The 21,432-nt window shown below is 65.9% G+C and carries 18 protein-coding genes and 1 pseudogene; 4 read left to right on the top strand and 15 right to left on the bottom strand.

Annotated elements, in window-relative coordinates; translation table 11 throughout:
* From GFY24_RS42560 to GFY24_RS34845, 4 genes and pseudogenes are all read right to left on the bottom strand, one after another.
* A pseudogene (locus tag GFY24_RS42560) lies at positions 1–4,069 on the bottom strand (hypothetical protein); the annotation flags it as partial.
* Between the two features lie 5 nt (positions 4,070–4,074).
* Positions 4,075–4,395: a WXG100 family type VII secretion target gene (locus GFY24_RS34835; RefSeq protein ID WP_153809374.1), complete on the bottom strand. Its 321-nt coding sequence runs from the start codon at positions 4,393–4,395 to the stop codon at positions 4,075–4,077.
* Positions 4,396–4,597: 202 nt separating this feature from the next.
* Entirely contained in the window at positions 4,598–5,098 is a 501-nt protein-coding gene (locus tag GFY24_RS34840) for a hypothetical protein (RefSeq protein ID WP_153809375.1), read from the bottom strand.
* A gap of 206 nt (positions 5,099–5,304) precedes the next feature.
* Positions 5,305–6,654 carry a DNA polymerase IV gene (locus GFY24_RS34845; RefSeq protein ID WP_375336146.1) on the bottom strand — a complete coding sequence of 450 codons (1,350 nt, stop codon included), beginning with the start codon at positions 6,652–6,654 and terminating at the stop codon, positions 5,305–5,307.
* Between the two features lie 230 nt (positions 6,655–6,884).
* Between GFY24_RS34845 and GFY24_RS34850 the strand changes: the two genes are divergently transcribed.
* On the top strand, positions 6,885–7,763 hold the full coding sequence (locus GFY24_RS34850; RefSeq protein WP_153809377.1) for a UTP--glucose-1-phosphate uridylyltransferase: 879 nt from the start codon (positions 6,885–6,887) through the stop codon (positions 7,761–7,763).
* 120 nt (positions 7,764–7,883) lie between these two features.
* Positions 7,884–8,957, top strand: coding sequence for an alpha/beta hydrolase family protein (locus tag GFY24_RS34855; protein ID WP_228566954.1), 1,074 nt, complete (start codon positions 7,884–7,886; stop codon positions 8,955–8,957).
* A gap of 4 nt (positions 8,958–8,961) precedes the next feature.
* Here GFY24_RS34855 and GFY24_RS34860 read toward each other — a convergent pair whose 3' ends face one another.
* Both GFY24_RS34860 and GFY24_RS34865 read right to left on the bottom strand, forming a co-directional pair.
* On the bottom strand, positions 8,962–9,954 hold the full coding sequence (locus GFY24_RS34860) for an SMP-30/gluconolactonase/LRE family protein (protein ID WP_153809378.1): 993 nt from the start codon (positions 9,952–9,954) through the stop codon (positions 8,962–8,964).
* Positions 9,955–10,075: 121 nt separating this feature from the next.
* Entirely contained in the window at positions 10,076–10,519 is a 444-nt protein-coding gene (locus tag GFY24_RS34865; protein ID WP_153809379.1) for a MarR family winged helix-turn-helix transcriptional regulator, read from the bottom strand.
* Positions 10,520–10,578: 59 nt separating this feature from the next.
* On the opposite strand from GFY24_RS34865, the gene GFY24_RS34870 reads away from it, so the two are divergent.
* Positions 10,579–11,610: a hypothetical protein gene (locus GFY24_RS34870; protein WP_153809380.1), complete on the top strand. Its 1,032-nt coding sequence runs from the start codon at positions 10,579–10,581 to the stop codon at positions 11,608–11,610.
* Between the two features lie 15 nt (positions 11,611–11,625).
* Here the strand turns inward: GFY24_RS34870 and GFY24_RS34875 are convergent, their stop codons facing one another.
* Positions 11,626–12,168, bottom strand: a complete 543-nt coding sequence (locus GFY24_RS34875; RefSeq protein WP_153809381.1) for a TetR/AcrR family transcriptional regulator — start codon at positions 12,166–12,168, stop codon at positions 11,626–11,628.
* A gap of 75 nt (positions 12,169–12,243) precedes the next feature.
* On the opposite strand from GFY24_RS34875, the gene GFY24_RS34880 reads away from it, so the two are divergent.
* Complete coding sequence (locus GFY24_RS34880) at positions 12,244–12,657, top strand: organic hydroperoxide resistance protein (RefSeq protein WP_153809382.1); 414 nt, start codon at positions 12,244–12,246, stop codon at positions 12,655–12,657.
* 18 nt (positions 12,658–12,675) lie between these two features.
* On the opposite strand, the gene GFY24_RS34885 is transcribed toward GFY24_RS34880, so the two are convergent.
* The 8 genes from GFY24_RS34885 to pgeF all read right to left on the bottom strand — a co-directional run bounded on the left by GFY24_RS34885 (position 12,676) and on the right by pgeF (position 21,375).
* Positions 12,676–13,212 (bottom strand): C40 family peptidase, encoded by a 537-nt coding sequence (locus GFY24_RS34885; protein ID WP_153809383.1) that lies wholly within the window; start codon positions 13,210–13,212, stop codon positions 12,676–12,678.
* A gap of 335 nt (positions 13,213–13,547) precedes the next feature.
* Positions 13,548–16,703, bottom strand: a complete 3,156-nt coding sequence (gene ileS, locus GFY24_RS34890) for an isoleucine--tRNA ligase (protein WP_153809384.1) — start codon at positions 16,701–16,703, stop codon at positions 13,548–13,550.
* Between the two features lie 292 nt (positions 16,704–16,995).
* Entirely contained in the window at positions 16,996–17,199 is a 204-nt protein-coding gene (locus tag GFY24_RS34895; RefSeq protein ID WP_153809429.1) for a hypothetical protein, read from the bottom strand.
* Between the two features lie 88 nt (positions 17,200–17,287).
* Positions 17,288–18,112, bottom strand: a complete 825-nt coding sequence (locus tag GFY24_RS34900) for a DivIVA domain-containing protein (protein WP_153809385.1) — start codon at positions 18,110–18,112, stop codon at positions 17,288–17,290.
* A gap of 71 nt (positions 18,113–18,183) precedes the next feature.
* Positions 18,184–18,486, bottom strand: a complete 303-nt coding sequence (locus GFY24_RS34905; RefSeq protein ID WP_309231693.1) for a YggT family protein — start codon at positions 18,484–18,486, stop codon at positions 18,184–18,186.
* A 449-nt stretch (positions 18,487–18,935) separates the two neighbouring features.
* On the bottom strand, positions 18,936–19,739 hold the full coding sequence (locus tag GFY24_RS34910) for a cell division protein SepF (RefSeq protein WP_153809386.1): 804 nt from the start codon (positions 19,737–19,739) through the stop codon (positions 18,936–18,938).
* Between the two features lie 104 nt (positions 19,740–19,843).
* The gene (locus tag GFY24_RS34915) at positions 19,844–20,638 is read right to left on the bottom strand and encodes a YggS family pyridoxal phosphate-dependent enzyme (RefSeq protein WP_153809387.1); all 795 of its coding nucleotides are present in this window, start codon (positions 20,636–20,638) and stop codon (positions 19,844–19,846) included.
* Positions 20,635–21,375 carry a peptidoglycan editing factor PgeF gene (gene pgeF, locus GFY24_RS34920; protein WP_153809388.1) on the bottom strand — a complete coding sequence of 247 codons (741 nt, stop codon included), beginning with the start codon at positions 21,373–21,375 and terminating at the stop codon, positions 20,635–20,637. Before pgeF ends, GFY24_RS34915 begins: the two co-directional genes overlap by 4 nt.
* Positions 21,376–21,432: the final 57 nt, after the last annotated feature.

Genomic DNA, 21,432 nt, shown 5'->3' on the forward strand with positions numbered 1-21,432 from the left:
GCACGGTACTCAAATACGTCGGCGATGTGCGTGATGACGGCGCGGTCGCCGATGCGCGCGGAAACCCCGCCCCCACCCCAGGCAACCCCACCGGAGGCACCCCCACCTCTGGCGCAAACGCACCCGCCGCGAGCGCACCCGCCGCAGGCGCAATACCCCCACCCAACTGACCCCCACCATCCCCAATACCAACGCCCGCCCCCGCCGAGTGCGTCCGCGCCCCACCCTCATCCCCCAACCGAGGCAACGCCAAATCCGCCTCAGGCGTCACCGCACCCGAATCAGGTACGGGCACAGGCTCACACCCCGGCGAATCGCCCTGACCCGGCTCAGGCGTCGGCTCAGGTTCCGGCTCGGGCTCGGGCTCCGGTTCAGGCTCGGGCTCGGGCTCCGGTTCAGGCTCCGGCTCAGGTTCAGGCTCCGGCTCAGGTTCGGGCTCGGGTTCAGGCTCCGGCTCAGGTTCTGGCTCAGGTTCTGGCTCCGGCTCCGGCTCAGGTTCGGGCTCAGGTTCGGGCTCAGGCTCAGGCTCAGGCTCCGGCTCCGGCTCAGGTTCGGGCTCAGGTTCGGGCTCCGGCTCAGGTTCGGGCTCAGGTTCGGGCTCAGGTTCGGGCTCCGGCTCAGGTTCGGGCTCAGGTTCGGGCTCCGGCTCCGGCTCCGGCTCGGGTTCCGGCTCGGGTTCCGGCTCGGGTTCCGGTTCCGGCTCGGGTTCCGGTTCCGGCTCCGGCTCCGGCTCGGGTTCCGGTTCCGGCTCCGGCTCGGGTTTCGGTTTCGGTTTCGGTTCGTCGCCGGGCCTCGGTTCCCAAACGCTGTGGTCAGGCGCTTCCGGTGCCTCATACACCGCGATCGGCGGTATTCCGAAATACCTTGGGGTATACGGAATCTTCGACGTCGTATCGTAAACGTGCTCTTTCCCGACTCCCGGTGATTGCTCCCCTTCCGACCTCTCCTCGCTTTCCGACGACTGCTCGGGTTCCGACGACTGCTCAGGTTCCGGCGTCTCCTCGCTCTCCGGCGTCTCCTCGCTCTCCGGCGACTGCTCGGAGTCCGGCGCTGGCTCGTTCTCTGGCTTGGGCTGCCCAGCCTCCGGCTTCGGCTGTTCCGGTTCCGGTTCGGTTTGTTCGGCCTCCGGTTTGGGTTGGGGGCGTGCGGGTTCGGCCGGCGGTATTGGGCCGGTGTTGTTCTGCTGGTACCGATCGAAGTCGTCGCCCAGCTTCCTGCGCGTATCGATGAGGTCATTCATGCGCTGGTCGAGCACGTCATGTTTGACGAAATGCTCCGCCGGACCCAGATTCTCATCGTTCAGCGCGGTGAATTCGCCCTCCAAAGCCTCCAGCTTCTTCATGAACGCATCCATGCCCGCTCGCCGCATCTGCTCCGCACTCATCCCATCGGGATCAACGCCAAGCTTCCGCACCTGATCACGCATCGAATCGAGCGCAGCATTAGACTCCTGCCGCCGCCCCTCGGCTTCCGGCTCAGGCTGCTCAGCCTCGGGCTTCGACTGTTCCGCTGCCGGTTTCGGCTGTTCGGTCTCCGACTTGGGCTGTTCGGCTTGGGGTTTCGGCTGTTCCGGCTCCGGTTTCGGTGGGGTGGGGTCGGCGGGCTTCTCTTGGTCGATCGCTTGGCGGTAGCGGTCCAGATCGGCGCCCAGCTGTTGGCGGACATCCCGTAGGTCACGCATCTCCTGGTCGAGGCGATCCTTGATCTCGAAGTGCTCGCGCGGTCCGAGGCCCGCGTCGTCGAGTGCCTTGAATTCGCCTTCCAGCCTTTGCAGCTCGCGCATATAACCGTTCATGCCCTCGCGGCGCATCCGCTCGGGACTCATCCCGTCGGGGTCGATACCGAGCTTGCGCAGTTGCTCCCGCATCGAATCGAGCGCGGCCTCCGACTCCTTCGGCTGCGCCACTTCGGGACTGGGCTGCTCGGCTTCAGACTCGAGCTGCTCTGCCTCCGGCTTGGGCTGCTCCGCTTCCGGCTTCGACTGTTCCGCTTCCGGTTTCGGTTGATCGGCCTCGGGCTTCGGCTGCTCGGGTTCCGAATTGGACTGTTCGGGTTCAGGTTTCGGTTGGGAGACCTCCGGCTGGGGTTCGGGTTGGTTGGTGGTCGGGGCGCTTTCGTCGGGGGTGGAGGGTTTGGGGGCTTCGGCGTCGGTGTTGGTGGCCTGGACCGGGGATTCGGGGGTGGGGTCGCCCTCGAGGGTGGGCTGACGTTCTGGGACGCCGGCGCGAGGCTCTTGAGGGGCGGTGCCCTTTTCGGGGGTGGCCGAGCGCGGCGGGGTTGCCGATTCCGCAGGTTTGGGTGCGGTCGGCTGGGAGCGGGATTCACCCGACACGGGCGGGGTGGCGTGGGGCGGCGCGGTACCGGCGGGCTGGTGCGGGTTCGGGGCCGCGGCGGGGATCGGCGCTGGTTGCGCCGGCGAGGCCGAATCCTCCGAATGCTGTTCGGCGGGCACCGCTTTCGGCTCGGCCGACACCTCACCACCCGGCGGCGCGGCAGCGGGCTGGTTCGGCTGCTCCGAGGCGGGCTGAGCCGCATTCCCCGGCGCGGGCTCCGGCTGGGCCTCGTGCTCCTTCGCAGACTCGGCCGGCGGCTGAACCTGCTTCTCCTGCACAGGCTCCGGCTGCGCCTCATGCTCCTTCGCAGACTCGGCCGGCGGCTGAACCTCCTTCTCCTGCACAGGCTCGGGCTGCGCCTCATGCTCCTTCGCAGACTCGGCCGGCGGCTGAACCTCCTTCTCCTGCACAGGCTCCGGCTGCGCCTCATGCTCCTTCGCAGGCTCGGGTTGGGTCTCGTGCTCGTTGACCGGCTCGGATTGGGTCTCGTGCTCGTTGACCGGCTCGGGTTGAGGTTCGTGCTCCTTGGGTGGGGCAGCGGTTTCTTCTCCGTTGGGATGGGGGGTGGAGCCGTCGCCGCCGTTTTCGGATCGTGGTGGGTTGGTTTCCCTTGTGCTCGTGTTGGTTTCGGTGGTGTTCGGGCCGGATTCGCCGGTTTGAGGGGTGTTCGCGCGTGGGGCGGCCGAGGGGTCCCCAGCGGCGGGAGGTGCTGCGGGGTAGGCGGATTGGGAGTGGGTGGAGGGCGATTCCGGGCGGGGGGTGGTGCCGTCGGGGCCGCCGAAATTGGTGCCGTCGGGGGCGGTGTAGCGGAGGCCGCCGGGGGCGTGGGCTCCGGAGGTGGGGTGGCGGAAGCCCTTTGTGCCGCCGGTTAGGGCGCCGAAGATGGCGCCGTTGGTTAGGAGGCGGGGGTCCCAGGTGAAGCCGTTGATTGCGCCGCCTACGCCCCAGGCGCCGACCGCGCCGATCATGCCTGCACCGGCGCCTACCGCCGCGCCGCGGAACATGTTGGGAATGCGGGAGTCTGGGAGGGGGAGGTGTTTCGCGCCCTTGCCGAGGAGGTCTCCGGCGGGGCCGCCTATCGCGCCTGCGGCCGCGGCGGTGAGGGCGGTGTTGCCTACGCGCTTCCAGTCGACGTCTTTGCGGTGGCCCGCGGCCATTTGGCCGAGTTGGATGGCGAGGTCTTGGCCCGCGCCCAGGCCGGTGCTGATCACAACGTGTTTCGCGGTGAATTTCACCAGGGCCTTGAAGGCCATCTTCATGACTTCGCGGGCGATCGCGCTGATCGAGCGGCCGGCCAGCTGACGGATCGCCACGCGTGTGGCCGCCACCGCGGCAGCCTCGACGGCGGGGGCGGTGGGTGGAAAGCACCAGGCGGCAACGAGTTCGACGGCCAGCATGGCCAGAGAGCTGATCACCAGGATTTTGGTGTACTCGATTTCGGTGCCGAGGGCGTCCGCGCCATCGGCGACCGATTCGAGGATTTTCGCGAATTCTTCCAGGGACTGTGGGCCGTGGTCGAGTTCGTCGAGGGACTTGCTCATCTTCTCGATGCCCTCGCCCCACGGGTAGGCGGCGAGTGTGGCGTTCTTGGCATCCGCCAGCTCGTCGAGCAGATCACGGACTTCTCTTGCGGCCGTGCGCCAGTCGGTGCCGATGGCCCACATCTGGTCTTCGTCGCCTTCGGGCCAGTCCGACCCGGCGACCCAGCCCAGGACATCGGGTAGGTCGAATCCCAAAGCCGTTACGCCCGACCGAAACCGCGGCGATTACGCTGCTCGATACCGTCCAGCAGCGTGGCGGCATCGTGCTGCCCGTCCGAATACGACTTGAATGTTGTTGCCAGATGGGTGAATCCGGTCTTCAAGTTCTCGTGGGCAGCCTTGTAGCCCTGATCTCCTTCGGCGAAGGTCGCGCCGTAGCTGTCATTGCCCCACGCATCACCCTTCGCGGACAGCGAGGACTCCAGCCGGTTCAGAATGCCGGTGAGCCGGACATTCAGCTGATCCATCTTCCCTGCGGCACCGCGCAATTCGCTCGTGCTCGCACCGACCTTCGACGCCACCGCCACTCCTCCAACACATTCGACCGGAGTAGGACGGTCTCATGAGCCGAACAGCGGTGAACAGCGATAGGAAGCGGAATTGACGCGTCCCTGACATCTCCTGCGGCACAACCCATTCCGCTTTGACGAGTTGTTTACACAGCGAACGAGCCCGCCATCCACCTGGGATGACGGGCTCGTTCGGGAAGAACTTCGGGAAGAACTACGAGCAGGCCGGGGAGACCTGGTTCGCGAGAGACAGCATGTTGCAGATCCATTCCTTCTGGACCTTCCACTTGCCGTCCTCGGCCACGAACGGCACCACGGCGCTCTGCGGCGCGCCACCGGCCACGGCGACCTGCGCGTCGGCGGTCAGCGTGCCATTGCCCAGATCGGTGACACCGGTGACGGTGATGGTGGCCTGGTTCTGCTTGTACGCCTCGATCATTCGCGAGGGCAGGTTCGGGTCGGCGGCAACGCCCTGCAGCTGATCGAGCTTCTCCGAGTCCGGCACGCTCGGGTCGAGCGCCTTCTGCAGTTCGGCGTTCAGGTCCGCCGCGGTCGGGGCCGGCGGGTAGTTCTGAGCTGCCGTCGTCTGCGACGTAGAGGTCTTCGCGGGCTTGGTGCTCTCCTTCTTGTCACCGCTGCCACACGCCGACAGCCCGAGTACGGTCACGACAGCCAGCGTGGCAACCGCGATACGTCCAGTATTCTGAAGCTTCAACTGCTCGTCCTTTGCGTTCGAGTAGGTCCGTTCGACAAACGTGTCAGCGCGACAACCCGACCGGCGACGCTGCACGACGACACAGAGGCTACCAACGAGGTCCGGGAGAAGCAGACTCCGAACACGCTGCGACGGCACTTTCAGTCCGAATCCTCATAATTGACGTATTCGTCCCTTAGTCCAGGGGCCGCCGACCGGTGTGCCGTTCACCCCAGACTGCCGAGCGGATCGGCCCGCGTCAGCGCCGGATCATCGGCCGAGAACGTGCGCGCCGCACCAGGTCCGGTGGAGCGGGTCTCGAAACGCACGGTCACCACCCCGTGTCCAGCCCCCTGCACCCAACCGTGCCCGAACTCGGGATGCGCGACATCCAGTCCCGGATACCAGGTTTCGGTGGCGAACGAGCGCGTAGCGGGCGGCACCTCCGGCACCGGCCCCGCGGCCACACCCGAAGTCGGCTCCTCCGAAACCGATTCACCCGTATCGACGGCCAAGCGCGGGGAGGCGGAGCGGTCCAATTCCGGGAAAAGCGATTCCTGCCGAATCTCCGACAGCCCAGCGAAACCCACACCGACCAGGCGAATCGGCCCCAACTCCACCGGATCGATGGCCGACCGCTGCGCCGCCGCGGTGAGCGTGGCCAGATCCTCGGTGGCATAGGGCAGCGTCGAGGACCGCGTCACGATACTCATATCCGCGCGTTTGAGTTTGAGCACCACGGTGCGCGCCGCCCGCCCATCGGCAATGAGCCGCCGATGCGCGTGCGCGGCCATGGCATCGATGGCCGGGCGCAGCTGCGGCAGGGTGACGATATCGGTCTCATAGGTGGTTTCGGCACTGATCTGCTTGGCCTCGGCCCGCTCGGCCACCGGCCGATCATCGATACCCCGGGCCAGCCGATGCAGCGAAATCCCCATCGCCCCACCCAGAATCGAGGACGCCTCGGACTCCGGTAGCGCCGCCAGCGCCCCCACCGTCTCGATTCCCAGTGTGCGCAAACGGCTTTCGGCGACCGGCCCGATCCCCCACAGCCGCCGCACCGGTAGCGCCGCCAGGAATCGCTGCTGCTCACCGGGCGATATAACCCGCACCCCATCGGGTTTGGCCATATCGGAGGCGATCTTGGCCAACTGCTTACCGCTCCCCGCCCCGACCGAGGCCACCAGCCCGGTGCGTTCGCGCACCAGCGCCCGCAGCTCCTCACAGAATCGCAGCACCTCATCGGCTGTGGCCCCGGCCAATTCGGCGGGCTCACCGAACGCCTCGTCGAAGGAGAGCGTCTCCAGCACCGGAATCAGGGACCGCATGGCCTCGAACACCTGCCCGCTGAGCTCGCCGTATACCGCCCCGCGCGGCGGCACCACCACCACATTCCCGCCTACCAGCCGCCGCGCCTGATGCATGGGCATGGCCGACCGCGCCCCGAACACCCGCGCCTCGTACGACGCGCCCGCCACCACGCCGCGCCCGCCCATACCGCCGACGAGTACCGGCCGCCCGCGCAGTGTCGGCCTGGTCAACTGCTCGACCGAGGCGAAGAAGGCGTCCATATCCATATGCAGCACCCAGCGCCGGCCGCGCTGATTGTTCGCTGTGTGGCCGCTCGGGGTTAACTGTGCGTCCGCCACGCCGCCCACACCCGGCGCGCCGGACGCGCTCGCACCGGCGCGGGCGCTGCGACCAGGCATAACGCTCCCATCGGCGTGGCGGGCAGAGGTGTTCACCTTCGGGAATCTACGCGCCACTACCGACAGGTTCGGGCACCCCGATGTGTGATGATCGGTCCATGACGATTCGCAAGGCCGTGATTCCCGCGGCGGGCATCGGCTCCCGCCTGTTGCCGCTCACCAAGGCGATCCCGAAGGAGATGCTCCCGGTCGGCGACAAGCCGGTCATCGAGCACACGGTCCGCGAGCTGGTCGCCTCCGGCATCACCGATATCACCATTGTGGTGAGCGGTGGAAAGTCATTGATCCAGGACCACTTCCGGCCCAATCCGGCGCTGGTGGCGCAGCTGCGCGCGGACGGCAAGGCCGCCTACGCCGATGCCGTCGAGGAGGTCGGCGAGCTCAGCCGTCGCGGTCACATCACCTATCTGGACCAGCACGGCCCCTACGGCAATGGCACGCCCGTCCTGAATGCCGCCCGCAACCTGGGCGACGAACCCATGCTGGTGCTCTGGCCCGATGACGTCTTCGTCGCCGGTGTACCCCGCGCCCAGCAGCTCATCGACGCCTACGAGAAGACCGACGCGCCGGTACTCGCCCTCATGCCCATGGACCCGTGCGAATCTCAGCGCTACGGCGTGCCGGTGGTGGAGGAAACCATCGGCGAGGGTCTCATGCGCATCAGCGGTCTGAAGGAGAAGCCCAAGCCCACGGACGCGCCGTCCAGCTACGCGGCCATCGGCGGCTATGTGGTGACACCGGGCATTATCGCGGAGCTGCGCCGCCAGGTGGACAACTGGTACACGCACGGCACCGGCGAGGTCTACCTCACCGATGCCATCAATGTCTTCGCGGCCGAGAATCCGGTGTACGGCCAGGTGATTCGCGGTAACTGGTACGACACCGGCAATCCGGCCGACTACCTGGTGGCCCAATTCGCCTCCGCCCTGGCGCATCCCGAGTACGGTCCACTGCTGCGCGGCATCGTCAACAACTGATCCCACTCACCGAACGCGTTCCGAACCCGCCGGTATCGAATTTGCCGAATCCCGTAACACCGGGGCAACATTCGTCGATCATCCAGACTGGATCCTGCCGACTAGTTTGGGAGTTCGGTTTTGCTACGCGGTGCTACCCTTTCGCACGAAACAGCTCTACGAGCAGCGGCTCTCACCGCCGCCGCCTGTCTGCTCACCGCGTCATTCACCGCGCTGACGGCCACCGCGGCGCCGCCCGACCCGATCACCAGCACGGCAACCCTTTCCAGCACACCGGTTTCCGAGGACGGCTCCCGGATCACGCACTTCGAGGTCCGGGACGCCCGCAATCTCACCCTGCACGTGCGCTCGGCCGCCATGGACGCCGAGTACACCGTGGAGGTGCAGCGCCCCGCCGACGCCTCGGCTCCGCGCCCGGTGCTCTACCTGCTCAATGGTGCCGGGGGCGGCCAGGATACGGCGAACTGGAAGCGCAATACCGATGCCACTCAGTTCTTCGCCGATAAGAACGTGAATGTGGTCATGCCGATCGGCGGCGCGTTCAGCTATTACACCGATTGGCGCGCAGACGATCCCAAGCTGGGCGTGAACAAGTGGAAGACCTTCCTCACCGAGGAGCTGCCCCCGCTCATCGACGGGGCCTTGAACGGCAATGGTTTACGCGCCATCGTGGGCATGTCCATGTCGGGCACCTCGGTACTGCAGCTGCCCATCGCCAAACCCGGGCTCTATCGGGCGGTCGCGGCCTACAGCGGTTGCGCGCAGATCAGCGATCCGATCGGGCGTAAATTCGCCGAGCTGGTGGTCTCCATCGGCGGCGGCAATCCGGCGAATATGTATGGGCCCGATACCGATCCGGAGTGGGCGGAGAACGATCCGTACGTGCACGCCGAGGACCTGCGCGGCCTCGAACTGTATATCTCCAATGGCAGCGGCCTGCCCGGGAAGCACGACAATCTGACCGATGTACGCAGCCTCGGCCCCGCCGACGGCGGCATTATGCAGCAGCTGCTGGTGGGCGGCATTCTGGAGGCGGCCAGCGACTGGTGCGCCCGGAATCTGCAGACCAAGCTGGAGCAGTTGGAGATTCCCGCCACCTTCGAGATCAGTGAGGCGGGCACGCACTCCTGGGGTTACTGGGAGGATGCGTTGCGCGCGTCCTGGCCGGTGCTGGCCAAGGGGCTGGAGCTGTAAAGCCTTACGGCAGTGGAACTATGATCACCCGATTGTCCGGCATGGCGGGCAGCCATAGATTGCGCCCGGCCGGATCGACGGTGAAATCGGCTGGGCCGTGCAGGTTTTCGGGGAGCTTCACCGCGGCCACCTCGACCCCGTCGTCGCGGTAGATGGTCACCGTTCCCGGCTGATCACCCTGGCTCCCAATCCAATCCGAGATGACGAGATTGCCGTTGGCGAGTACAGCGAGCCCGTCCAGCACACCGTGGATACCGCCCACCCGCTGCGGTGCCACCGGATTCTGCGCCAGGTCGAGCCTCCAGAGGTCACCGCCGCTGAAATCCGCGCCCACACCGACCACATAGGCGACCTGGCCGGAGGAGTCGACGGCAATGCCATTGGCTCCGGGTATTCCGGCGGCCAATTGCTCGAACTTCTTGGTCTCCAAGTCGAGTCGGTACACCGTGCCGCGCACGGTGTCGGTGACCAACAGCGTGTGCGGATCCAGCAGCGCTAGGTCATTGAGCAGTACGGGTACGTCGCCGCCGAGCGTGGCCTCGAAGACCTGCCCGTGAGTATCCACGTCGTATCCGACCACGCGATCGATATCGGCGACGAAGACCCGATTGTCGGTGTGCGCCATCCCTTTCGGCGCGTTCAGCGGCGGATCCCCGGGTCGCGGCATGGCCCGCCGTGCGGTCACCGTGCCGACCGAGTTCAGCTCGGTGAGAAACCCGTCGCCGTCCTTCCCGGTGGGATCGATCTTCGCGCCGATATCGGAGACGAACCACCGATCCCCCGCGAACAGCACGCTCTCGGGAGTCGAGAAACCCTCCAGCGAACCGGGTTTGGAGACCGTCCCGGGGGCGTTCGGGGTACTCGTCCCGGTGGCGCGCCGGGGCCCGTCACCCCCGCCGCCGCAGCCGGTGGCCGCCACCAGCAGCAGCACTCCGAGGCAGGTCGTCAGTACCCTGCGACCGCTCTTACCCGTGAAACCGTTCGACCCATGGGACATATGCCCACCCTCCGACGGAAGGTCCCGCCCGGTCCGGCGAGAACGGGCCCAGTCTAGCGACAGCGGGTGCTCTGGCTAACCGAAATCGATTGAACTCCAATCAGTTTCGTTTACGTATCAACTATTCGTCGGCGGCGTTGTAGCGGACCAGATAGCGGGCCAGCTGGGCGATGTCCGCATCATCCCAATCGACGAGGCGGTCGGCGAAGGCGTCGACCCGCCGCCGCGAGGCGGTCCGAGCCACGCGCTTCCCCTCCGGCGTGGCGTGCAATACATGATTGCGCCGATTGGCCGGATCGACGGTGCGATACACATAGCCGTCCTGCTCCAGGGCCGCCACCTGCCGGCTCATCGTGGATTTGTCGAGGTGGAAGTGCCCGGCCAGTTCCGAGGCCAGGCAACCATCCCGCTCGATGACCAGATCGAGAATGCTCCAGGCCACCAGCGATATCTCCGGATGCAGTTCGGCGGCGCGGCCGCGGGCCCGGCGCGCGAAGGCGGTGAACTCGCGCTGAATGATCCCGATCGACTCGGCACGCCCTGGAAATTCCGGCTCCGATTCCATGGTTGTAGACTACAACGAACGCATGGTTGCATTTACCAACTATTTGGAGTGAACCCCCGATGGTCTCGAAAGAAATCCGGCATGTCGCCGCCCACCTGCTGATCCCGCTGCTCATGTGCCTCGGCATGGGGCTGTCCTACCTCGGCGCATTCCACCAGCCGGAACCGAACCACATCGCCGTCGCGGTGGTCGGCGACAGCCCGCAGGCCAAGGTGCTGGCGCAGACCCTGAAGGACACCGGCGGCGACGCACTCGACGTCGTCACCGTCGCCAATCGCGACGAGGCCGTCACGCAACTGCGTGATCGGGATCTGGTCGGCGCGTTCGTGCCCGACGCACAGCACCCCGAAGCCCTTGTCGCCGTTGCCGGATCCGATACCAGCGCCATCGCGGTCGAGAGCATCTTCCGGCGCGTCTCGGACAAGCAGGGCGTTCCGCTCACTGTCACCGATGTCACCAGCCCGAGCTCGGGCGACCCCACCTCGCAGGGCATCTTCTTCCTGCTGGTGGCGGTGAGCATCGGCTCGTACGGTGGCGTCGCGGCCATCGGCGCGGCGGGCGCGGGACTGCGCATGCGGGTCCGCGCGGCCCTGTGCCTGATCACATCCCTGCTGGTGAGCATTATCGGCATGGTCATCGCCGGACCGGTCTTCCATGTGATCGACAGCGATCTCCTCGCCGTCGGCGCGCTGGCCTGGATCTACTCGGCGGGCGTACTCGCCATCGGCATCGGCCTGCACACCTACTTCAAGCAGTTGACGACGCTGATCACCATGGTGTTGTTCGTCATGCTCAACTTCACCAGCTCCGGCGGCGTCTACAGCCCCGAGCTGCAGAACGGGTTCTGGGGTGCGCTGCATGCCTTCTGGAACGGCGCGGGCTTCGTCGAGGGCACCCGCAGCCTGCTCTACTTCGACAATGCCGGGTTCGGATCACATCTGACGGTGCTGTTCGGCTGGCTCGCGGTCGGCGTACTGCTCATGGTCGCCGCCGCCCGGACCGAGAAGCGGCATGCGAGCACCGCGCCTCGCGACCCCGAGGCGGCGGCCCTGGCCGCCGAGGAGGAGACGGCCGAAGCGGTCGGCGTCTGAACGGTTCACACCGCGTCAGCGGCGAATTCCGAGCTGCGCCAAGGCCGTTCGCACACCGGCCCGCACGGTCTCGCCATCGCCCACTCCCCCGCTGACGGTCACGCCGTCCCGAGTCAGCAATAGTGCGCGCGCCGCCTGGTCCACATCGTCGTGACCGGCGGCGCGCAGCCGTTCGGCCATGAGTTCGCGGAACCAGTCGCGGTAGTCGTGCACCACCTTGCGCACGGCGTGCTCCGGATTCGGGAACTCCACGGCGGCATTGAGGAATGGGCAGCCGCGGAAACCCGGGCCGCAGCTGAGCTCGCCGAGCTTGTCGAAAATGGTGACGATGCCGTCCGCGCCCTCGCCGGGTACGGCCTCCAAAACCGCGCGCTGCCGGTCGTATTCGCGCTCGAGATAGGCGACGACGAGGTCTTCCTTGGTCCGGAAGTGACGATAGAAGGTGGCCTTGGCGATTCCGGCCTCGGCGATGATGCGGTCGATGCCCACGGTGTGAATGCCCTCGGTATAGAAGAGCCGGGTGGCGGTCTCCAGTAGGCGTTCACGGGCTGCGCTCATACCCTTGACGATAGCAGACAGGTCTGTCTACTCTGAGAGAGCACATGAACAGACAAGTCTGTCTAGGAGGCAGTAATGGCACCCCTCTACACCGCAGTCGCCACCTCGGTCGGTCGCGACGGCCGCTCGTACACCGATGACGGCATCCTCGATCTCACTCTGGCCCGCCCGAAGGAAATGGGCGGCGACGGTGCGGGCACCAATCCCGAACAGCTTTTCGCCGCCGGTTACTCGGCATGCTTCGCCAGTGCGCTCGGCTTGGTCGCCAAGCGCATGAACCTGGACGCCTCCGATGCCTCCGTCACGGCCGAGGTCGGCTTGAACGCCCTGGAGGGCGGCCGTTTCGGGCTGTCCGTCGTACTGCGCGTCGAACTGCCCGAGCACCTGCACAACGAACAGGGCCAGGCGCTCATCGAGGCCACCCACCAGGTGTGCCCGTACTCCAATGCCACCCGGGGCAATATCCCGGTGGAACTGGTTGTGGAATAAGCCTTTTCGGCGGAACCGTCAGTAGAACCGGCGGATATCGTAGATCTCGAACTGCGACAGCGGAGTCAGGCCGACCGGCACACCCCAGTCGTAGGCATTGAGCACATTGCCACCACCGGCGTAGATGCCCACATGTGAGGCATCGCCATTGAGAATCACCACGTCACCTGGCTGCAGCGCCCTATAAGGGACCTCGAGGCCCACTTCGGCCTGCTGCCAGGTGGTGCGTGGCATATCGATTCCGACACTGCGGAACGCCCACTGCACCAGGCCCGAGCAATCCCAGGCGTCGGGGCCGACACCACCCCACAGATACGGCTTACCGGTCTGAGTCTGCGCCAGCCCGAGCGCGATCATGGCGCGCGGGCTGGTCAGTGGCAATTGTGCGGAGCCGCTGGCACTTCCGGAGGCCGAACCGCTCCCGCTGCCCGACGACGACCCCGAGGCCGAACCGGTATCCGCGTGCACCGCGCCCGCCCAGAGCGCCCCCGCGAGAATCAATGCCGCCGATGTCGTCAGCAATGACGTGAATCGGCGCAGCAGTCTTCGTGTCATGCACTCGCCCTTCAGCTCAACCACGCCGAGCCGCACGACACACGAATTGGCAACTATTCCGCAATCGAGCAAGTTTGCCGCATGCCGTGAGATTCAGCGTTTTTCGACTGGAAACAGCAAGACAAATCGAAATCACCGTAAAGCTGTACGTTAGCTCTACTGTTGCTGTTCTATCCCATTCGTCACACGGTTCACAAGAGGTCTCCTCCTGGCGAGTCTCGAGACCCACGTCACTCACGAACGGCGAACGCCTCCCGAGCGGCACATCCGCCGGGTGCGCGGACAGCGAAGGGACGCGGCCTGTGTGGCCGCGCCCCTTCGCTTCGGTTGATCGATCAGGCCTTGGCGACCCCGGCCTTCACGCCGCCGACGATCTCGGCGGCATCCGCGCCGGCCCCCCCGAAGGTCAGGGTGGTCGCGAGGATTTCACCGGCGATCAGATCGCGGTGGGTCTCGGCCCAGTGCTTGCGGTCCGCGGGGACCTCGAGGACCACGGTGATGCGGTCCGAGACATCCAGGCCCAGCGATTTGCGGGTCTCCTGGAGGTCGCGAATGAGGTCGCGGGCCCAGCCCTCGGCCTCGAGCTCCTCGGTGACGACCGAATTCAGTACCACCAGACCGGCATTGCCGGGCAGGGCGGCGGTGGATTCGGGTTCGGCGGCGACCAGGCGCTGGGTGTACTCCTCGGGCAGCAGCGCGATTCCGGCGGCGGTGACCGTGCCGTCGGCGGCCTCGGTCCACTCCCCGGCCTTGACCGCCTTGATGACCGCCTGCACCTGCTTGCCGATGCGCGGACCGGCGGCGCGGGCGTTCACCACGAGTTCGAAGCGGCCGTGCGCGGCCACATCGGTGGTGAGGTCGACCTTCTTGACATTGACCTCATCGGCGATGAGTTCGGCGAAGGGGCGCAGGCGTTCGGCGTCCTCGGCGGCCACGGTGAGCTCCGAAAGTGGCAGGCGCACACGCAGATTCTGCGCCTTGCGCTGTCCGAGCACGGTGGAGCAGACGGTGCGCACCTCATCCATGGCCGAGACCAGCTCCGGATCGCCCGGCAGCTCCGACGCACTCGGCCAATCGGCCAGATGCACCGAACGCTCACCGGTGAGCCCACGCCAGATCACCTCGGTGAGCAGCGGCAGCAGCGGGGCCGCCAGTCGCGTGGTCACCTCGAGGACGGTGTGCAGCGTGTCGATGGCATCGCGATCCTCTTCCCAGAAGCGCGAACGCGACCGGCGCACATACCAATTCGTCAGCGCGTCCGCGAACGAGCGCAGCTCGTCGCAGGCACCGGCGACGTCGTAGCTCTCCATCGCGGTGGTCATGACATCACGCGTCACGGCCAGCTTGGCGAGGATGTAGCGGTCGAGCACATTGGTCGAATCCGTGCGCCACACACCGGGTGTCGAGGCGTACAGCTGCAGGAAGGTCCACGCGTTCCACAGCGGGCGCATGGTGTGCCCGACGCCCTCGCGGATACCGCGCTCGGTGACGATGAGATTGCCGCCGCGCAGGATCGGTGAGGCCATCAGGAACCAGCGCATGGCATCGGAGCCGTCGCGGTCGAAGACCTCGTTGACATCCGGGTAGTTGCCCTTGGACTTGGACATCTTGAGGCCGTCGTCGCCGAGCACGATGCCGTGCGCCACAACCGATTTGAACGCCGGGCGATCGAAGAGCGCGGTCGAGAGCACGTGCAGGTTGTAGAACCAGCCCTTGGTCTGACCGTTGTACTCGACGATGAAATCACCGGGGCTGTGGGCAGCCTCGGCGGCGGTGCCCTCGAACCACTCCTTGTTCTCGAACGGGTAGTGCACCTGGGCGTACGGCATGGAGCCGGACTCGAACCAGCAATCGAGCACCTCGGGTACGCGCCGCATCATCGACTTCCCGGTCGGGTCATCGGGATTCGGGCGCACGAGATCATCGATGATCGGCCGGTGCAGATCGGTGGGGCGCTCGCCGAAGTCACGCTCGAGCGCGTCCAGGGAGCCGTACACGTCCACGCGCGGGTACTGCGGGTCATCGGACACCCAGACCGGGATCGGCGCGCCCCAGAAGCGATTTCGGCTGATATTCCAGTCGCGCGCGTTCTCCAGCCACTTACCGAACTGACCGTCGCGCAGGTGCTCGGGAGTCCAGCTGATCTCCTTGTTGAGCTCGAGCATGCGATCGCGGAACTTGGTGACCGCCACGAACCAGGACGGCACCGCCATGTAGATCAGCGGCTGACCCGAGCGCCAGCTGTGCGGGTAGGAGTGCTCGATCGTCTCGTGCCGCAACAGTTTTCCGGCGGCCTTGAGGTCCTTGATGATGACCGGGTTGGCGTCGAACACCATCTGACCCTGGTACGGCGGCACCATGGAGGTGAACCGGCCGCCCGCGTCGAGCGGCTGCACGATCTCGATGCCGTTGGCGGAGGCGACATCCATATCCTCTTCACCGAAAGCCGGTGCGAGATGGACGATTCCGGTGCCGGAGTCGGTCGTCACATAGTCGGCGTTGAGCACGCGATGCGCGTTCGGATGACCGACGAAGAAGTCGAACGGCGGCTGGTAGCGCAGGTCCACCAGGGCAGCGCCCGAGTACTCCGACAGTACTTCCGGCTCCTCACCGAACTCGCGGGCGTAGTGCGAAACCCGTTCCGCGGCAAGCAGGTAACGCTTGCCGTCCTGCCCGCGCAGATGCACATAGGTGACATCCGGATGCACCGCGATGGCCAAGTTGGACGGCAGCGTCCACGGCGTGGTGGTCCAGATCAGCGCGTTCGCGCCATCGAGCTGATGCAGCGGATGCTCCGCGGGCACCGACAGCAGCATGTCGACGGTGACCGCCGGATCCTGCCGCATGCGATACGAATCATCCAGGCGCGCCTCCTGATTCGACAGCGGCGTCTGCTCGTACCAGGAGTACGGCAGCACCCGGAATCCCTGATAGATCAGGCCCTTGTCATGCAGCGATTTGAACGCCCACATGACCGATTCCATGAAGTCGAGGTCGAGGGTTTTGTAGTCGTTGTCGAAGTCGACCCAGCGCGCCTGTCGCGTCACATAGTTACGCCACTCGTTCGTGTAGCGAAGAACCGAAGATTTGCACGCGGCATTGAATTCCGCGAGACCCATGGCATCGATCTGTGATTTGTCCGTGATACCGAGCTGCTTCTCCGCTTCGATTTCCGCGGGAAGGCCATGAGTGTCCCAGCCGAAGCGTCGTTCGACCTTCTTACCGCGCATCGTCTGAAAACGCGGGATCAAATCCTTGACATATCCGGTCAACAAGTGTCCGTAATGCGGCAACCCATTGGCGAAGGGGGGTCCGTCGTAGAAGACGAATTCCTCTGCATCGGAACGGTTCTCGATGCTGGCGCGGAAGGTGTCATCGGCGGCCCAGTAGTCCAGCACGCGCCGCTCGAGCTCGGGGAACGAAACCTGCCCGCTGACGGCGCCCAGGTCGGCGCGGGGGTAGGAGTTGGGGTTCGGGTTCTCGCCGGACATCTCGGCGTCAGCTCCTCGCGTGCCAGTGGGTCTGGAATGACCCGGTGGGCACGGGGACGATGAACGACGCTGGTGCGCCGATACCGCGGTACCACCCCGCTTGCCCGGCATAGTGCCGGACCTCTCATTCGCGAGCTGTGACGGGCTCACCCGTTCGGTTCTAGTAAGCGATCACCACCCGGGTGGGCAGGTCACGCCGTTCTTCCGAAGACTCCCCGGTGATGGCCGGATCAACGCCGAAAAACTACTTCGATTCTAGCCGGGCAGGTCCAGTGGATTTTTCCGCACCTGCCTAATGCCTCGCGTGTCGCCCGCCGGGGCGCGATTGCGAATCATCCTCGGGTTCACGCAGTGACAGCGCGCTGACCAGCAGCAGCACCGCACCGAGCACGCACACGATGATGCAGCCCCACGCCCAGATCACCGAACCGGTGGTCAGAGCCGTCACCAGCAGGCCGAAGCCCACCGCTGCCAGAGCCAGCGTCATCACGAGCATGGTCACCACCCCTCTTATGGAAACGGTGGCGGCGCCGCCCTACCCGCTCGCGACGGGAAGCGCGGCACCAATGGCCGTGACTACGACTCTACTTGCCGCCCTTGAGAAGTGCGCCGTTGCCCGAGGCGCCCTCGCCGAACTCGCCGCCGTCGACCGGGACCGCGGAACCACGGTTCTCCAGCTCTTCCAGCTGCGATTCCAGGTAGGACTTCAGTCGCACCCGGTACTCGCGCTCGAACGTCTTGAGCTGCTCGATCCGGCTCTCCAGCACACTGCGCTGCTGGGTGATGGTGGCCATGATCTCGGTGTGCTTACGCTCGGCATCGGCCTGCAGGGCGTCCGCCTTCTCCTTGGCCTGACGGAGCTGGGAATCGCTGCGGGTCTGCGCGTCCGACAGCATGGCCTCGGCCTTCTGACGGGCATCGGCGATCATCGCCTCGGAGCGGGTACGGGCATCGCCGACCAGTCGCTCGGAGTTGGCTCGGGCATTGGCGAGCAGCTGCTCGGCCTCGGTCTTGGCGTCGGAGGTGAGGCGATCGGCCATCTCCTGCGCGAGCGAAAGCACCTTGGCGGCCTGTAGATTCGCGTCCGCACTGGGGGCCTCGGCCTTGACCGGCATGGGGACCGGAGCGGGCATGGGCGGCGGCGGTGCGATCGGGGCGACCTTGACGGGCTCCGGCGCGGGGGCCTGCTTCACGACCTGGACGGGTCCGCGATTCTTCTTGGCATCAGCCAGTTCCGCGTCCAATTCGGCAACGCGCTGGCGAAGATCCGCGTTTTCTTCGATGAGGCGTGAGAGCTCCTGCTCGACCAGGTCGAGGAAGGCGTCGACTTCATCCTCGTTGTAGCCGCGCTTCCCGATCGGTGGTTTGCTGAACGCGACGTTGTGCACATCGGCAGGGGTCAGCGGCATGGAACGATCCCTTCACGCTTCGTTGGAGATCTAGCGGTAGATCTGGGCAAGCATTCTTTCGAGCCATTCTGTCACACCTGAGCTACCGACTGCCCGAGCTGGCCCGTGATCGACATCAAGATGAACACGATGAAAAGCAGGACCATTATCGACAGATCGAGCCTAATTCCCCCAAGATTCACTGGGGGTATCAAACGCCTCAGGAGTTTCACCGGCGGGTCCGTGATGGTGAAGATCGCCTCGAGGATGATCACGACGAACCCGGTGGGCCGCCAGTCCCGCGCAAAGCTGCGAATGAACTCGACGATGACTCGGCTGATCAGCAGGAGCCAGAAGAGGAACAGCAGTAGGTTCAACACCTGGAACAGGGCCACGACGTTCACTCTGCCACAAAGTTTAATTTGCGCCGCCTTCGGCGTCGCGGTTCGCGGCCCCTGAAGGCTCGGTTCTTCACTCCTCCGCTCAGTCGCTGCGCTCCCTCGCTACGTCGCTCCAGAACCGAGCCGGGCCGCGAACTTTGGGGTGACTGCAACTCGGCGACAAGCACGCCAAGACGGCTCGACAAGCCGGGCATAAGTACCTCTTGCTGGTGGTCGCAGGCTCGGATTGCAGTGGCCCCAACTCCATTTCGGCCGATTCGACAGGCCCGAAAGAGTCAAGGCCAGTGAAAATGGCCGCGCGATAGCTCAACTCGCATGTTCGTGGCCCGCCCCGGTTCTGGACTGAGTGGAGCGGGGGAGCGCAGCGGAGGAGCGGAGGGAGGGAAGAACCGGGTTACAGGGCCACGAACCGCCGGAGCGGAGCGAAGGCAGTTAGACAGAGCTTACTTCTGGTTGTAGTAGCCGTTTTCGGCCAGTTTGCGGCGCTCCTCCGCGGAGACATCCACGTCGGCCGGCGAGAGCAGGAAGACCTTCGTCGCGACCTTGTCGAACGAACCACGCAGCGCGAACGCCAGACCCGCGGCGAAGTCCACCAGGCGGCGGGCATCGCTGTTGCTCATCTCGACCAGGTCCATGATCACCGGGGTGCCGTCCCGGAATCGCTCACCGATGATGGCGGCCTCGGCGTAGGTACGCGGGCGCAGCGTGGTGATCTTGGACAAGGGGCCTCCGTCCTCGAAGATCGCGGAACGGCGGGGCGGCTGCTGTTCCAGCCGGCGCTCCTCCATCCGCAACTCTTCCATGCGCCGCTCGGCCTCCGGGTCCACCGCGAGCGCGCCACGGGTGGTGCCGTGGACCATCGAAGCGCCGCCACCGCCACCCATGGAACGGGTACGGCTGGACGGGGCGGTGTCGATACGGGTGGGGCGACGCGGCGCTTCATAGCGGTCGCGGTCACGGTCGCGTTCACGGTCGTCCGCGTATTCGTCGGCGTAATCGTCCCGGCGAGCGGCGCTGTACGCGGGCTTGTACGGCGCCTTGTAGGGCGGCGGCTCGGAGTACCTGGGCTCGTCGTCGTAGCGCTCGTGCTCGTACCGGTCGTAATCACGCTCGGCGTAGGACCGGGGTCGGCGCGGGGCACGCTCTTCCGAGGCGGGGCGGGGCCCGCGATCCTCGACGTAATCATCTTCGTAGTCCTCGAGCGGAACCATGCCGAAGTACGCCTTGAACTTGTGCAGCGTGCTCATCTGGTCGACCTTCCTTCGGCCCCGGTTGGCCTGGGGTGTTGTCCTGCTCAGTCCTCGTTCGCCACCAAGCATATGTTTCATATGTGACTGATGAGGTTTCTTTGCTACGCCGAGGTTATCGGTCGAGCGCCCATCAAAGCGGTTCCGACACGCACGCACGTGGATCCGTGGCGTATTGCGGCCTCCAAATCACTTGACATGCCCGCGGACAGCTCGCTGGCCTGGGGATGTTCCGTCAAAAGTGAGGCATGCATACGGGCGAGTCGCTCGAATGCGGCGTCTGGGTCGGTGTCCAGTGGCAGGATCGCCATCAGGCCCGCGAGCTGCAGTGATACCGATTTTTCGAGCTGTTCGGCGAGGTGGAGCATGGCAGTGTCCGAGACACCGCCGCGGGTCGGGTCGGCGTCCAGGCTCACCTGAAGCAGCACGCGCAGTGGAGCACTCCGCTCCCCCGCGTCCAGGGCCGCAAGGACCCCGGTGTCAAGCGCACTGACCAAGCGGTCGCTATCGACCGAATAGACCGTATCTGCCCAGCGTGCAACGGATTTCGCCTTGTTCCGCTGCAGCCTTCCGATGAACTCCCAGCGCACTTGCGACAGATGACGCAGTTGCGCCACTTTGTCCGAAGCCTCCTGCTCACGCGATTCACCGAACTCACGCAGGCCCAAGCCATAGAGGATCTCGATATCCGAAGCCGGATGGAACTTGGTCACCGGCAGCAGCCGCACACTCCCCGAATCCCGCCCGACAGCGGCGCACGCTGCGTCGATGCGTTCATTCAGAGCATTCAGCGCTGCCGACAATTGCCCGACACGCTCCGGCGCGAAAGTGACTCGCGCCTCCCCCGCCGCGACCGCCGCTGCTCCGGAACCGGTTGCCGCACCCAGGTTTTCAGTCATTCTGCGATTCCCTCCGATGACATCCAAATCACACCGGCGAGCCTGCCGGTCGGCGCGCCGCGCCGATGACTGAACAACGCCTTGTCCTCGATGGTGCACCGCGGGTCCACCGCGACGGCATGCACACCCGCCGCCTCCAGCTGCCGCCTGATACCCGCGCGCAGATCCAACCCGGGGGTACCCCGCACGGTCGTGGTCGCACTCCCGGGCAGATGCTTCTCGACATCGGCGCGCATGGCGGCGGGCACCTCGTACTGCCGGCCACTCGCCGCCGGTCCCAGGAACGCGCCGATCCGCTCGACCTTCGCGCCGAGGGACAGCATCGCCTCGATCGCCTTCGGCACGATCCCGATCCGAGCCCCGATCCGCCCGGCATGCACCGCGGCGATCACCCCGGCCTCGTCATCGGAGAGCAGCACGGGCACACAATCCGCACTCAATGTCACCAGCGCCAGATCCCGTTGCGTGGTCACCAGCGCATCGGTAGCAGGCACCGCCTCCGCCTGCGGGCCGTCGACGATCGTCACGTTACGACTGTGGATCTGCTCCATCCAGACCAGTCGCTCCGGCGGCAGGCCGATGCTCTCGGCGAGCCGAACCCGATTGCGCCGCACGGCTTCCGGATCGTCGCCGACGTGATCCCCGAGATTGAACGAGTCATAGGGCGCTTGTGAGAAGCCCCCGGCACGCGCAGTGACAACCCGTCTTGTTCGATACTTAGGTCCCGCAGAAGTCATACCCCCGAGAGTAGTGGCCAATCCCCGGCAACCCCGCCCCCGATCGGGTGTCCCTCC

The sequence above is a fragment of the Nocardia sp. SYP-A9097 genome (assembly GCF_009649815.1).
Taxonomy (GTDB): domain Bacteria; phylum Actinomycetota; class Actinomycetes; order Mycobacteriales; family Mycobacteriaceae; genus Nocardia.